11 protein-coding genes and 3 pseudogenes are annotated in these 15,374 nt (G+C 37.8%); 9 read left to right on the top strand and 5 right to left on the bottom strand.

The window, feature by feature from the left end; all coding sequences use genetic code 11:
* Positions 1-378: 378 nt before the first annotated feature.
* A complete protein-coding gene (locus tag NI468_RS15075; RefSeq protein ID WP_004647771.1) occupies positions 379-1,551 on the bottom strand; it encodes a replication initiation protein in 1,173 nt (390 codons plus the stop codon).
* An 857-nt stretch (positions 1,552-2,408) separates the two neighbouring features.
* Here NI468_RS15075 and NI468_RS15070 point away from each other — a divergent pair.
* Both NI468_RS15070 and NI468_RS15065 read left to right on the top strand, forming a co-directional pair.
* Positions 2,409-3,182: a ParA family protein gene (locus NI468_RS15070; RefSeq protein WP_004647772.1), complete on the top strand. Its 774-nt coding sequence runs from the start codon at positions 2,409-2,411 to the stop codon at positions 3,180-3,182.
* Between the two features lie 13 nt (positions 3,183-3,195).
* The gene (locus NI468_RS15065; RefSeq protein WP_004647773.1) at positions 3,196-4,107 is read left to right on the top strand and encodes a ParB/RepB/Spo0J family partition protein; all 912 of its coding nucleotides are present in this window, start codon (positions 3,196-3,198) and stop codon (positions 4,105-4,107) included.
* A 50-nt stretch (positions 4,108-4,157) separates the two neighbouring features.
* Here the strand turns inward: NI468_RS15065 and NI468_RS15060 are convergent.
* Positions 4,158-4,872: pseudogene (locus tag NI468_RS15060) on the bottom strand (IS5 family transposase).
* An 889-nt stretch (positions 4,873-5,761) separates the two neighbouring features.
* Between NI468_RS15060 and NI468_RS15055 the strand changes: the two are divergent.
* Both NI468_RS15055 and NI468_RS16355 read left to right on the top strand, forming a co-directional pair.
* Complete coding sequence (locus tag NI468_RS15055; RefSeq protein WP_004647775.1) at positions 5,762-6,451, top strand: GntR family transcriptional regulator; 690 nt, start codon at positions 5,762-5,764, stop codon at positions 6,449-6,451.
* Between the two features lie 316 nt (positions 6,452-6,767).
* Positions 6,768-7,265: pseudogene (locus NI468_RS16355) on the top strand (IS4 family transposase); the annotation flags it as partial.
* Positions 7,266-7,284: 19 nt separating this feature from the next.
* Here the strand turns inward: NI468_RS16355 and NI468_RS15045 are convergent.
* Entirely contained in the window at positions 7,285-7,458 is a 174-nt protein-coding gene (locus NI468_RS15045) for a hypothetical protein (protein WP_004281965.1), read from the bottom strand.
* 300 nt (positions 7,459-7,758) lie between these two features.
* On the opposite strand from NI468_RS15045, the gene NI468_RS15040 reads away from it, so the two are divergent.
* The gene (locus tag NI468_RS15040; protein ID WP_165353938.1) at positions 7,759-7,935 is read left to right on the top strand and encodes a hypothetical protein; all 177 of its coding nucleotides are present in this window, start codon (positions 7,759-7,761) and stop codon (positions 7,933-7,935) included.
* Positions 7,936-8,508: 573 nt separating this feature from the next.
* Here NI468_RS15040 and NI468_RS15035 read toward each other — a convergent pair.
* A pseudogene (locus NI468_RS15035) lies at positions 8,509-9,508 on the bottom strand (IS30 family transposase).
* Positions 9,509-9,845: 337 nt separating this feature from the next.
* On the opposite strand from NI468_RS15035, the gene NI468_RS16300 reads away from it, so the two are divergent.
* The 4 genes from NI468_RS16300 (at position 9,846) to pnuC (ending at position 14,304) form a co-directional block, all read left to right on the top strand.
* On the top strand, positions 9,846-9,977 hold the full coding sequence (locus NI468_RS16300) for a hypothetical protein (protein ID WP_005100775.1): 132 nt from the start codon (positions 9,846-9,848) through the stop codon (positions 9,975-9,977).
* 299 nt (positions 9,978-10,276) lie between these two features.
* Positions 10,277-11,482, top strand: coding sequence for a phosphotransferase enzyme family protein (locus NI468_RS15030; protein WP_253102513.1), 1,206 nt, complete (start codon positions 10,277-10,279; stop codon positions 11,480-11,482).
* A gap of 40 nt (positions 11,483-11,522) precedes the next feature.
* On the top strand, positions 11,523-13,706 hold the full coding sequence (locus tag NI468_RS15025; RefSeq protein WP_253102511.1) for a TonB-dependent siderophore receptor: 2,184 nt from the start codon (positions 11,523-11,525) through the stop codon (positions 13,704-13,706).
* 28 nt (positions 13,707-13,734) lie between these two features.
* The gene (gene pnuC, locus NI468_RS15020) at positions 13,735-14,304 is read left to right on the top strand and encodes a nicotinamide riboside transporter PnuC (RefSeq protein ID WP_004647790.1); all 570 of its coding nucleotides are present in this window, start codon (positions 13,735-13,737) and stop codon (positions 14,302-14,304) included.
* A 177-nt stretch (positions 14,305-14,481) separates the two neighbouring features.
* Here pnuC and NI468_RS15015 read toward each other — a convergent pair.
* Positions 14,482-15,374 (bottom strand): aldehyde dehydrogenase family protein (locus NI468_RS15015; RefSeq protein WP_253102509.1); only part of this gene is annotated, 893 nt, incomplete at its 5' end.

Genomic DNA, 15,374 nt, shown 5'->3' with positions numbered 1-15,374 from the left:
GAAATTATCAAAGTTCTGTTGCTTTAGCCTGTATATTTTTATGGCTACCTTTATAGGGTTAATTATGAACAGTAAATGTCAACAGACCCTAGTTATTTGTAGTCATAAATTTAGTCCCCACTTGTTTTTAAGTGGGGACTAAATTAAGGCTTATAGGATGAATTCATAAGGTGTGTTCAGCGAACACTTACGTTTTGAATAGATTTAAGGAATTAGGCAGACCTCATACCCAAGTTGTCACTTGAATTTGGATAACTTAGGGAAGATCTATCTCTAAAGCCTTTATCCAACAGAGTCGTTTTTATCCTAGGGTCCTTACCCCTTGTATTCTTTACAAACATATATTTAAAAAAGTGTAGCAAGTTGCTACACTTTTCGCTAGATCAGCTCTTTACCAAAAATATCATTCAGTCTTTCACGAATACTTTGAACGAATTCTGGATTATTTTTAAGTTTATGCTTCATATTTCGTTTAAAGTCATTCAGCCCCATACCAATTTCAGCAAAATCCATTTGGAATAAAGTGTCATTAATGACAATATTTGCTTGAGAGTCAGTGAGGCATCCTACTTTTTTAAACCACTTCTTGAACTGCTGATAATTTTCATCATTATTAAAAATATACCAAGAACGTACATTCGTATCGAATTTAGCCCCTAATTCTTTTACGGATGCATTGTCTTCAAATGGAACATCAAGATAGATTTTTTCAATCACTGCAATTTCATCCAGTGCCTTATCAGCAATCCGATGATGCAGTTTAAAATTCACACCTACAATTGGACGGCCTTTCTTAACGGTTTCATACTCTAATTGTAGATCTGTATTTTCGTTAATTTCTGCCACTATTTTGTCTAATACATAGCGTCTAAAATCTACCCAGCGATCATATTTGGTTTCATTAATATCAATCAGTGCTTTCAAGTTTTCTAAAAGTAATGGCACTTCATAACTCTTTTGATTGGCGTACTTAAATTCGTTTTTAATGAAATAAGTATAAAGACTCATACTGGCAACAGAATCTAGGGCAAAAAGATGTTTTAGCTGATAGGTAGTAAAATTACCCCCAGCCAGTTGAGTGAAATACGGCAACACCTCACTAGTAAAACGAATCTGAATCGCATTTTTAGAGTCATCTTCCCATCTTAACTCACGGATAATGGGAACGACAGAATGTACTTTTTTAGTCTTTCTCTTACCATTATCAGCAGGCTCCTCAATAATAAAATGAGCTACCCGGGATGAAAGCTCTTTATAGATCCGATCTATAGCAACATTAATTGAGTTACGTTTATTTAATCCTAGTAAATCTGCCAAATCATCCTTATACAAATAAATATAAGTTTGTTCGGTAATTTCACCATCTACCCTATTTTTCTCACTATAATTCGCAACCGCCATTGCATATAGAAGTGCCTTATATTCATTGGATGACAACTCGATTGGGCGAATTAAGCGGTTACTGGTACTGACAACGCCATTATGGCGAATGTTGCCTATACAGTAGGGAATATAATTCGTTTCTTCTTGCAATGGTTCAGATTCTGTCATAACCGTGATATTTATAATTTGACTTAGTTTTTATATACAAAAGTGGAAAAACTTTCAAGACTTTCACCACAAGATTCTAAAAGTGGAAGGTCCGTCATCAAAAAAAAGCGTTATTATCCGATTTTTTGCCTTTAAAGTGGAATTAAATACAGTATTTCCACCCTACAGTGACAGACCTTCCACCTTTAGCCCCCGAAATTACAGTTTAGAATGACTATTTTTACTTTTTTCACCCACATTCAGATAGGTTAAGTTAAATAGAAACCCTGATGTGACAAGGCTTCCACCTTTCAGTTAGATTCGAAAGGTATAACTGCACATATAATCATCAGGAAATATCCAATAAAAACAGATTATCCACAGGTTAAGAACATACAGTGACAACCCTTCCACCTTTAAGGCTTAGTTACGAGACTTTATTAACATATTAAATAATTGTTTTTTAAATTATTTTTAAATAAAAATAGCGGTTTAAAAAATAGCAGTGACAAACCTTCCACCCTAGTGACAAACCTTCCACTTTAGAGTGACAGACCTTCCACTTTAGAGTGACAGACCTTCCACTTTAGAGTGACAGACCTTCCACTTTAGAGTGACAGACCTTCCACTTTATGGTGACAAACCTTCCACTTTTAAAACTCTAAGCATCTGTTTTATATAATAAAAATGCACTCTTAATTATTAATTAGCTAAATAACTAATTATTCTAATTATTAATTAAGCTAGCTTAGTTAAAGATTTATTTTTAAGCTGTTTTACATCTGAACAAATAGGATTTATAAATTTTAAAACTATAGTAAGATGAGTGAAAGTTATTTATATTACTAAACATTCAAATACGGAAGCATCTGACACGCATGTCTGCAAAAATTATTACTGTTGCTAACCATAAAGGCGGATGTGGCAAAACAACGACTGTTGTGCACCTAGCCTCAGAACTTGCCAATCTGGGCAACAAGGTTTTAGTCATTGATTTAGATCCTCAAGCAAACGCAAGTTTACACATTGGGATCCAACATCCAAGCGAAATTGTTGTGACTACAGCAGAATTACTAGTGGGCGATATTTCGTTGTTGGCAGATGCATTACAAGAAGAAACGAACTTTGAAAAAGTATCATTAATTTATGGTTCCTTGAATTTAGGAAAAACTGAAGACCAACTAAAAGAAGAAGCTCCCCGTCCTTCTGAAGAGTTAAATATCAAGTTAGAACTGTTAAAAGATCTTTATGATTTTATATTGATCGACTGTCCACCTAGTCTTAAATTATTAACCAGCAATGCCCTGGCATCTTCAACACATGTCATTATCCCTATCGAATCCGGATCACAATATGGATTGTATGGGGTAACAGATCTTTTAAATCATCTTGAAAAGATCAAACGTATTAATCCAGATTTAGAGCTTTTAGGCGCTTTACTAATTAAGCATGATGAACGTCAGAATGTCTGTAAGCTGATTCGGAATGAAGCCTTGAAACAGGTAGGAAAACTTTTAGAGACTACCATTCCTCAAAGCACTAAAGTTAATCAAGCAGCGATTCTGCAACAATCACTTTTGAACGTAGAAAAAAATTCAAAAGTACGTAAGGCTTTTGAAAGCCTTGCCAATGAAATTGTAGCTAAAGTTTAAACCTGAGAGTATTATGGCAAGCACCAAAGAGCTTTTAGCTCAGAAACTGAAACAGAATACAGAAAAACATCAGCAAGCACAGAAAGACAATATTAGAGAGCTGAAAGAGTTTAGACGTAATGTTCCTATTGAGGATATCAGCCGTAGTCCAAACCAGCCGCGTAAATTATTTGAAGAGTCACAATTAAAAGAACTGGCGGATTCCATTGACGAAGTCGGTCTTTTGCAGCCCATTACAGTGCGTAAACTTGATAATCTGAAATATGAACTCATTGCAGGCGAGCGGCGCTTACGGGCGCACCATTTACTCGGCAAGTCTGTGATTGAAGCCATTATCATTGATGCGAATAATGTAGAAGCATCTTTGTTAACCTTAGCAGAGAATTTAAAGCGTCAGGACCTGACAGATTATGAAATTTTTATTGGCCTGAACTCACTTGATGAGAAGTTAAAGAAAAACAAGCAACGTTTAGCCAATTCACTGGGTTTAAATCGCGAAGATATGTACAAGTATTTAGCGTACGAAAAACTGCCTCAAGTAATTTTAAATGACCTTGATGTGGAACCAGGCCTACTAGGTCGTACTGCTGCAACTGCATTCAAAAAATTTCTGTCGGATCATATAGAGCAACTTTCTGAGGCCGAAAAGGCTTTGCTAGGGGCTTGGGAAAAAGTAAAAGACAAAAAACTAGAGCAAAGTAAAGTTACTGCCTATGCTGAAAAAATATTGAGTCAGGATCCAGGAAAACTGACCACAACATCTGTGGTTAGAAAAATTGAATATGCAGGTAAGATTGCGGGGAATATCAAACTAAATCAAAAACAGCTTAAGGTTTCTCTGAATATCTCGGAAATTGACGAAGCTAGTCTCTTACAACTAGAAGATTTTTTAAAACAGCTGATTCAGAAAAGTGAAAAAGTGTAGCAATTTGCTACACTTTTTTTTGACAATCTCAAACTAGGGCGTGTCATCAATTAAGCCAGATAGATCGCTGATAAGAAGTTTTGAGCCAATTTATCATAGCGTGTGGCAATAGCACGATATTGTTTGAGCTTGGCAAAAAATTTCTCGATCAGATGTCTTGCCTTGTAGATATGTCAATCATAATCATGCTGATCAATAGAATTACTTTTCGCTGGCATCACAACTTGACCCTTCGCCTCTAAAATTAGATCAATGACCCGATCCCTGGAGTTGTAGGCTTTATCCATAAGCCAGGTCTGGCTCAACGATAAGTCCAGCAAAACATCTGAACCGTTTAAGTCATGAACCTGCCCATCCGTGAGATAAAATCCTGTCGGGTTGCCTAAAGCATCAGTACGGGCATGAATTTTGGTGCTTAAGCCCCCTTTACTGCGCCTATTCGCCTGATTTCCCCCCAGCGCTGTGTTGGTAAGCACGTACAATGGGGTGCAGTCTAACATCACATATTCATTGTCACGGTCATGTGACAGCACTTCAAAGACTCTCTGCCACACACCTGTTTTAGCCCAAAGACTAAAACGAGTATGCACTACTCTAAAATCACCGAAGCGTTCGGGTAAGTCTCGCCACGGGATACCTGAACGATAGCGCTTCAACAAATAGTCGGTTATCTTTGGCCGTTACTCCAACAGTACCCATTCGTCCAGGTAACAGATCTTTAACCTGTTCCCACCAATCATCTATTAATGCATAGCGTTTATTCATGAAGAAATTATGAGGACCGGTAGGATTTTCTCAAGCTAATTGATGACACCCTAATTCAAAATAAAAAAAGGTTTTTAAATATTATTTCTATAAGTCAATGTGACATTGACTTATACCAGGTTTTAATTGACTCAGCTTAGATAGTGTATGGGGGCCTAAAAAATTAATTAATTTATGTCTATAGAAAAAATAGAAATAAATGTTCATATATCAATGATATATGGTTGTTTTTTATAATAAATAGCCTAAGCAATTATTAGTAAATATATGTTTTTTGGATATGGTATAATTAGCTAAAAATCCAGACATCAGTGGTAAATTAAAATAAATCTTAAAATATGCCAGCCTTAAACCACAGCTTTAATTTTTGCCTACAGACAGCAGCCCAAGACGTTACCTAGTGTCACGTTACGGAACCACACTCAGTGAGCTTGCCGAATTCAACAGATCTAGAGATCTTAGTATATTGCCCTATAAATCCCATTTTCTTAAAGATTACCTTTAGATAGTCAAAGGCATTCAAGTGTACAGATAGGGACTGTGCCAGGAAACGTGCTAGTATGGAGGTGGGCAATAACTGCTTAGAATCAAGGTACGTGATTTTCTCAGTCGACTATTACGAATAGCCGCCATTTGGTAGATGCCTTTTAGTTAGATTGAACCGTCACCACTCTCCTAGACAAATTTAGTCTATTCTTTTTGCATAAATGATAACATTATGAATGGACAACGATATTCTCTCAGAATCACGTATTAATCATGCTGCTAAACATTCTCATTAAAACAAGGGAATGCATCTTTTTACTGATCGTACCTTGTTTTTAATCTTCCTCTGTTCTTTAATTTAGTACTATCTTTATCATTTATGAGCACTCACTGGATTCACTGAATGAAGTATATGGAAATCAGAGATTTGATTGAGGCTGAATTGAAAAATTATAGTTCTAATCAAATGATTCCATCCGAACGGTACTTGGCATTAAAGTTTGACTGTTCAAGGGAAACAGTGCGTAAGGCCTATGAACAGCTTCGTGCCGAAGATAAAATTTTCAAACGGCAAAATCTCGGCTGGTTCGTGAGTAATAAAAAAATTCAATATTCTCCAAACTCAATTGAAAATTTTCGTTCTTATATGAAGGCACAGGGTTTTAATGTCAGAACTGAACTAATCTCGACCAGACAGTTGGAGCGATTGGATCACAGTAATCTTTTTAGTGAAGAAAATCGTAAATTGGGCTTTATTGAAATTATTCGTTTACGTTATGCTGATGATGTACCTGTACTTCTAGAATATAATTATTTACCTGTTGCGCTGTTTCCAAATGTGCTGAATTATGATGTGATTACTTCGGTACAAGATGTCATTAAAAATCACTTTCATTATAATTACACGAGTAGTCAGTTAAAAATTAAAAATACCGGTGTGTCTCATTTTGAGAGCCAGCACTTAGGTATTCCTTTAAGTCAAACCGCCACTTATATTGAACGTATTTCAAAATCAGATGATCTAGTGATTGAATATGACATCGAAATCTGGTCACAGGACAAAATTGAAATGACCTTAGATATTCAAGCATAAGCTTATATTTATATCCTGCCCATTCAAATCCTAAGAAGTTAAATGGTTTTAGGATTTTTTTTATTTTCTTAGATTAGCATTAGACCGCCTTCATAAATCATTCTTACTCAGTTGCAAATTATAAATTCCAGCAACTAGATTGAATCTCAAAAGGGGGGCTTTTAGCTCTATTGCGATAACGTTCTGAAAGCATTTTGAAAGTTTTTAGACTGCCAATCCATACTTAATTTCTATTCTTCTTTATTGATTTCCTGATTATAGATTTTTAGTTCAGGATCCAGTTTACAGCGGCTTTTGGCCTCTAATGGCAACAGGGTATTGGGAAGCGCGTTTGATTGAGGTTAAGCAGGCAGGGAAAATTAGACGTTATATCACTTTATTAATGGACCCAAAGACATATCCACTGATAGGCTTGGCGAAGCTTTATGCTCAGCGCTGGGAAATAAAAATGTGTTACCGAGAAATCAAAAGTGATTTACAGGAGGGCAAGCATTTGAGGAGCAAGCAACCTGATTTAGTTTATCAAGAATTATGGGGGGTATTGCCTATAATATTCTAAGAAGACAATGAAACATATGGCTCAACGTGCAAAAGTCAGTCCTTTGAGAACCAGCTTTCATATTGCATCTATTGGCATTCTGAATATATTAAGATTCGACTCTTTAAACTCCGCAGGTAATTTACCTAAACATTTAGAAAGTTTACTGGAAAAATCTAAGAGATATGTTTTGCCTGAGAGGGAGTGAGGAGTTGCCCACGAGTTATGAAAGGGACACCACAGAAATACCCAAGAAAATGCCAGTCAATTTCTTAACTGACCGGCATTCCTTTAATTAAGGGCTTTCAGATGATTCAGATTTTTTGTCTTTCTCATTTCCATAATCTAAAGCAACCTGTTGTGCTTCGGCGGCGGCAGTTGCTTCTATTGGAATGGATTCATCTGCAATAGCTACTGTTCCAGTAAATCCAAATAAGCTCAGGATTAGAATCTTTGAATACTTTTCCATCTGAATTTCCTCTATGTTTCTAAAACTTAATTTCAGTGTAGAGGCTAAGTTTAAATTCCGATGTATGAGCTATGTCTGCGTATGTAAGATATTCAGGATCCAAGTTATAGAACCTTGGGTTTAGGTAAGAATACTTATCGGATGAGTTTTTTTTGTAGCGTTAATTGGCCAAATACAGACCGATTTTCTTAAAAATCTTTTATAGCGAAGATAATTTAATGGCAAATTATAAAAAGAGCATAGCAAATGGTCAACTGCGGTAATCCCCCCTACAATAAAATCCAAGAAGAAATAAACAATATGGAACCAGGTACGATGAAATGGATCAGCAATAATATTGAGTTAAATGACATGCAGGGTGTCCATGCTTTCTTATTAAGTTTAGAAGAAGAAGGTGGTGTTGATATGATCGCAGTAGGTCATGAGTCTTATATAGGACATCGCCCAGTACATAAGGTTAAGTTTGAAAAGAATTAGCACCTCCTCTGAGAGATTTTTCTTTACCAGCCCTATCTTTGTAACATCCAGTAATTTTTTTGTAACCTTATTGTTATTTATTGTTCACTTTGTTTATTATATAAAAGATGAAAGGTGGAGAATTTAAGATGCTCACTAAGGTCGAGGCCATTGTGATTTCACTAATGGTAATTGCATTAATACTCATTATTTATGAAATGGGACAAGGACTTAATTGGACTTTATAAATGCTTTCTCAGCTTAAAAAAAGTTCTCAATTGATGGCATTAATTTATTTATCAGAAGTTTCAGAATTTTGATCTTATGCTTGGCTGACTAAAGATGAATAATATCTATATTGGTGATATTGTTTACCTAGTTTACGGTAGTCATCCAATGATGGTTGAAAAATTGCACGATAATTTAGCTACTTGTATATGGTTCAGTGATAAAAAACATTTTTTCCGTAAGAATTTTCCCTTAAATATCTTAATAAAAAAACGTAATTCAACAAAATATACCTGTATAGATTAAGCTTGAAAATTATCTTAAAGCTTCAATAGAACTGAATCAAAGCACCTTAGGCGGGCGAATTCAAACATGAGGTGCGATAGTTTCAAAAGCCTTATGATAATCAATAAGCTGAGAAAATTTCTCTAATAGTGTAAGCCAATCTAACGCTTTTCTAGGACGAGTATTCAGTGACATGGCAACTTGATTTAAATAATGCTGATCTGCCTGATTTAAATCAATCCCTTTAGGTAATATTGCCTAATTAAACCATTCATATTTTCGCATGTGCCTTTTTGCCATGGTGAATGTGGGTCACAGAAATATACATCTATGCCTAAATTTTACCATCTCACGTCCACGGTCATAGGTCAACGTTTCACGCAGTTCTCAGGTAAATATTTCAGAGCTTTAGTTAAAGCCTTGCGCACTGATTCTGCCTTTGCATCAGATAATGTTGCCAAGATACAGAGCTGTGTATTTCGTTCAATAAGTGTTGCTATCGAACTTTTATTGTCTTTACCTTTAATTAAATCGGCTTCCCAATGACCCGGTATCTTTCTTGAACTTCGGCTGGGCGCTCATGAATAGTTTTAATATCCTGTAATATAGAATCTTTTTTAGGTTCACCGTTAGCTTTTCGCTTTTTATTTTCATGATGCAGACAGGATAATAAGTCTTTTTTCAACTCACCCTTTGGTAATGCTCGTATCGTTGAATAAATCGTTGTATGGCTTACATTCATTGTTTGATCCAAATCAGGAATTGTCTTTAAACGCTTCGATATTTGCTGAGGAGACCATAAACAACGGATCGCTTCAACAATAAATCTCCAGAGGATTGAATCGATTTTGAGCTTTCTGTGACTACGTCTACGTCTAGCGAAGGTGTTATCAGAAGCATATCGAGCTTGATAAACGTCATTGATACTATTTCTTTTAAGCTCACCATAGATCGTACTTGGATGTCTTTTAATGAGTTCGGCAAATTTTCTTGGTGAAAAGCCTTCTTTTCTTGACTCAAGCATTAATGCAGTACGATCTTCAAAGTTAAGATGATGGTATGACAATTTTATATACTCCATACCCTTTAAATTAATTAGGTGGTTTATGTCGCACTTCAAGTTTTACTCTGCCTTGCCTCTAATATTATTGAGAAACTGATTGATCAAAGTATTTCAAATTAAGAAATAAATAATTTTATATTTAGCTCTGATGGGATAACCATCAGGGTATTTTTTTGTCATTAAAATCTAATTTGAGACATCATTATGAATGATTTTTTTTAGAAACGAATCGAAGCATCAAAATCAATGACATTGAAGTTCGTCAGATACAGATGAAAGACTTCGATACCTGGGCAATCCATACTGAGCCGTTAAAGAACTTCATTAAAGACCAAAATCATTCAAGTGTACAACCATGGCATGTGTTACTGATCTGAACAATGAATCACTGGTAGAATTTGCTGCTGAGGAACATGGATTTAAAGAGCTACTTAGTGAAGTCATGAAAATGAATTACGGTGCATTTCAAAACTATGTTATCGCTTGAACTGAGGATCAGAAAGCTTGTTTGAATTGATGTATTTCATCCGCAGATTATGCGCGAATGCTAAGAAATCTGGAGTTCGAATATTAACCAAAAAGAAGATCATTTTCTGATTTATGCGAGAGATCTATTCTATTTTTATATTTATAAGGCTAAACTTGCCTTCAATTTAATACTGGTATGTACCACTTAATTTTAGGGCGTGTCTTCAATATTAAATGTATTTAAAAATACTGTTTGCTTGTTCGCCTAAACGATGATTTTCCATTATTAGATAATGATCTAGCTCAGGAATAGTGATGATGACCATAATTACCAATGATTTAGGTCATGGTATGGGCAATGCCTGGGAAAATAAAGACTGGGCACATATTTCTGATCCAGAATTACAAAGTCTGCAGCAGCAATATTCCTGTTTACAAGGTCATTTTGAGATTTTGTGGTATAGTCCCCGGCCATTTTCATCTGCGGCTCTGGTCAAGGTGGAGCAGGATTTTGTGATCAGGGATGAAGCAGTCGCGCATCAGTATTTGATTAAGCGCAGCCATTGTTCCTTTCGTCGTGCCCGCGATATTTTACAGGAGCATGCCGTTCTTCAGCATTTAGCTAGCAAAGAAATTCCTGTTGCAGCATTGATTAGCTCAAATCAAGGTCTGACCGCTTTAGAGCTAGGTGACTGGACCTATGAAGTCTATGCAAAAGCAGTCGGCTTAGATCTGTATGCAGATCAGCAATCCTGGAAACCTTTTTTCTATGCTGAACATGCTGCGAAAGCGGGGCAATTGCTGGCAAAGTTACATATGGCCATGCAGGATTTTCCTGAGCACCAAGGCCGATCAGCATCTTATTTATTGTCCAATCAGCAGCTTTTAGACAGTGAAAATATCGTTACAGCCATTCAACGGCGCATTGTAAACAGTCCAGAATTAAGCCGTTACTGTGCCGACAAAAATTTAGATCCTTACTTTTTAGATCAAATCTTACAGGTTCACCAGCGTATTCAGCCTGTATTGCAACAGGCAAGCAGAATTTGGACCCATAACGATTTACACGCTTCTAATCTATTCTGGTCAGCACCGGATGCCAAAGCGGAGATTACTGCCGTAATTGATTTTGGTTTATCTGACCGAAATTCGGCACTTTATGATCTGGCTGTGACGATTGAACGTAATTTCATTGATTGGTTGGAATTAAAGCAGAACCCACATATTCCGATTGATGAAGCCGGTTTAACCGCTTTTCTCCATGCTTATTTTTCCGAAATACATCCACAAGAAGATTTTAGTATTTTGCCAGAACTACTGAAAATTGTGCATTTGGATTTCGCTTTTTCAGAGCTTGAGTATTTTGTTGGGATTACTCAAAACCAGCAACATGCAGATGCTGCTTATTACGACTGGATTATCGGTCATGTGGACTGGTTCTTTGGCGAACAAGGTCAACAATTTACCCAGACCTTAACCCGGCTCATTCAAGATGAATTGCAATCTTCTCAATGCTCTCTCTAAACCCAGCATCATCACCCACTTCACAGACATAAGGTTTCGTATGAACACTCGTCAACTCAAACAGAATGTATTAATCCGATCTTTAAATATGATCATTCTGTCGCAGCTGTGTTTAGTCCCGCTGACTTATGCTGAAGACGATGTTCAAAAGCTTGACACGATTGTTATCACAGCCGATCAAAGCATTCCTTACTCGAGTGCTAAAGTGAATGTTGAGGGATTTGCTACGGACAGTCTGCAAAAAATACCTGCATCGGTCTCTATTTTGACTGCTGATCTCATTGCTGAACAACATGCTCGTGTGCTGAGCGATGTTATAAAAAATGATGCAGCCATCGGTGAGGGCTATGCTGCAATTGGCTATTATCCAAACTTTGTCTCGCGTGGCTTTGCACTCGATTTGGCATCTAGCTACCTCATTAATGGCAATGTGATTCGTGGTGAACAAAACGTCGCACTTGAAAATAAAGAACGTGTGGAAATTTTAAAAGGCATGTCCGCGATTCAAAGTGGGATGTCGACCCCGGGTGGGGTTGTGAATTATGTCACCAAGCGACCGAAAGATATTCAGGCACTGACATTCTCGGCCGATCAACACGGCCAGTTTTCAGTGGCAACTGATCTCGGTGGTTTTTGGGGTGATGAGCAACAATTCGGATATCGCATCAATCTGGTGAATGAACAGATGGAGTCTTATGTCGATCATGTCGATGGTGAACGCTATCTAGCGGCATTGGCCTTAGATTGGAAAACATCTGAGCAATCCAAATTAGAATTTGATCTTGAAGCACAGCGTTCCGAACAAAAATCAGTGCCAGGTTATCAATTACTGGATGGTAAAGTCCCAGAAAATGTGAAATGGGACCGATTGCTGGGTTATCAGACTTGGGGCAAACCGGTCACGATCGATAGTCTGAATAGCAGTTTAAAATATAGCTATGCATTGAATGATGACTGGAATCTGGGACTCGTTGCAGCATACAGTAAATCCAGAGTTGATGACTATTCAAGCTTTGCTTATGGTTATTATCGGGAAGGCTGTCTGGAAGAGTATTCCTGTAACACGTTTGGTAAAGCTGGCGAGTATGATATTTACGATTATCAGAATCCAGATGAAACCTTTAAAACCAACCAATTTAAAGTCAAACTAGATGGGGTGATTGATACCAATTGGGCGCAACATTATCTAAATTTTGATATTACACAAACCAATAAATCGCGAGATCGTTTTGCTGGTGTCAATGAATGGATTGGTGTAGGTAATATTTATACAGAAACCATAGATTTTTCCCCAGTAACAGCGAATGCTGGACCAAAATATCAAGCACTTAAAAGTAAACAAACTGCATTTACAGCATTAGACCGTATTGAATGGAATGAACATTGGACCACTTTAATTGGCGGAAAATGGATCGAGCTTGATGAGCAAGCACATGCTTATGATGCAGAGGGTAAGCAGGTAATAAAAGTCCGCGATACCGATTTAGCTAAATTTTTACCGCAATTCGCAATCAGCTATAGCCCCTTGGAATCGACTACCGTCTATGCCTCGTATGCCAAAGGCTTGTCAGATGGAAAATCAGCACCTTGGTTTGCAGAGAATGCTGCTGAAACCCTAGCACCGATCTACTCAGAGCAATATGAAGTTGGTTTCAAACAACAGATCAAGCAGTTCTTATTGATTGCCTCGCTATTTGATTTACGCCAAGACAACCAATATAGCAAGCCGATTTCAGGACTTCGCTATTTTGTTGCGGAAGGCGAACAACATAGTCAGGGTCTGGAGCTCGGACTGAATGGTGCATTAACCGATCATCTGGCCTTAACTTCATCTTTTGCCTTGACTAAAGCCCGTTTAGAAAATGTAGAAGCGGTTGAATATGGTAATCATCAGGCGCAAAACGTGCCAAAAGCTCGTTTCGCAACACATCTTCGCTATAACGTACCGAGCATTGCAGGTTTCACTGTTCTGGCAGGTGGTCAATACAGTTCCAGCAAATATGCCAACAAAGAGGGTGCTGCGAAAGTTGCAGGTTATAGTGTGGTTGATTTAGGCGCTGCTTATCAATTTAAACTAAATACGACCGATGCATTGCTACGCTTGAATATTAATAATCTGTTCAACAAGAAATACTGGCGTGATGCAGGTGAATTTTTGGGTGACGATTATTTATTCTTGGGTTCGCCGCGTACAGCAACCTTGTCATTCAATCTGAACTTCTAAATTGGCTGCTTAATCAGGTTATATTGCTATGGAAAATATAGAAATTGCAGCGTTTATTTTAAACGTTTTAGGTGTCTGGTTGACGTCTAAACAATATAAAGCCTGCTGGTTGGTGAATATTGTCGCTGTATTTCTGTATATCATTATTTTTTATCGTGTCAATTTATTTGCAGACGCAGCATTACAAGCTGTATTTATCTTGATGCAACTGTATGGATGGTATAGCTGGACGAAAAAAGATCAAGATCAGGATCTCAGCGTACAAGTTGGCTATTTGAATCAGAAAATCTGGGTATATAGCCTGATTGTGGGTATCGTCGCTGGTCTGGTGATTGGCGCTTTATTTGCTCATTTCACCACAGCATCACTCCCTTGGTTGGATTCCATGTTAGCCTCTTTTAGCTTGGTGGCAAGTTATTGGGCGGCAAAAAAATATATTGAAAGCTGGGGATTATGGTGTGTGTTAGATGTGATTTATGTCGGCATGTATAGCTATAAGTCATTGTATTTAACCGCCGTGCTTTATTTTATTTTTATTCTTCTGGCACTCAATGGCTGGAGAATGTGGCGAAATCTTTATAGAGTGAAATTATCTTGAAATGACACTATTGCAAATAGAAATTTGAGGTGATGCTCTTTCCTTTAAAAAAAGTGTTTATAGACTAAAAACTTTATTTGAATTGGCCGCAGCTTGAAGATGTTGCTGATATTTTGTGAAAGCTAGCTACCATACATTCAAAGCGAACCGAAGTTCGCTTTGAATGTATTTCACTTCTTAAAAGAACCCGGCTGGTTTGGTCGAATAGCTCACTAACAGATTTTTGGTTTGTTGATAATGATCCAGCATCATTCTGTGATTCTCACGACCAATGCCGGATTTTTTATAGCCACCGAAAGCCGCATGCGCAGGGTAGATGTGATAACAGTTAGTCCAGACCCGACCTGCCTGAATAGCACGGCCTGCACGGTAAGAGGTATGCGCTGAGCGTGACCAGACACCGGCACCGAGTCCATAAATCGTATCATTGGCGATCTTGATCGCATCATCAAAGTCTTTAAAGGTGGTCACAGCCAATACAGGCCCGAAGATTTCATCCTGGAAGGTCTTCATGTCATTGGTGCCTTTAAAGATAGTCGGCTCAATATAGAAACCTTGACCCACTTCCTGACGTGCTTCACCACCAGTCAGGATCTGTGCGCCTTCTTCACGACCAGTGGCAATACAGCCCAGAATCTTGTCCTGCTGTTCCTGTGAGGCTTGCGCGCCAATCATGGTGTCAGTATCCAGCGGATGCCCGGTTTTAATCCGTTTCACCCGTTCAACGGCACGCGCCAGAAATTCGTCAGCAATACTTTCCTGGATCAGCGCACGCGATGGACAGGTGCAGATTTCACCCTGGTTCAGGGCAAACATGGCAAAACCTTCCAGCGCTTTGTCCAGATAATCGTCTTCCTGATCCATAATGTCGGCAAAGAACAAGTTTGGTGATTTACCGCCAAGTTCCAGAGTCACCGGAATAATATTTTCAGTCGCATATTGCATGATCATCTGACCGACGGAGGTAGAACCGGTAAACGCAATCTTGGCAATGCGTGGGTTGGTGGCTAGCGGGCGACCGACTTCAACCCCATAACCATTGACGATATTCAGGACACCCGGTGGCAAAA

Source organism: Acinetobacter lwoffii (genome assembly GCF_024129355.1).
GTDB classification, from domain to species: Bacteria; Pseudomonadota; Gammaproteobacteria; order Pseudomonadales; family Moraxellaceae; genus Acinetobacter; species Acinetobacter lwoffii_I.
This window is presented reverse-complemented; position numbering and strand designations above follow the sequence as displayed.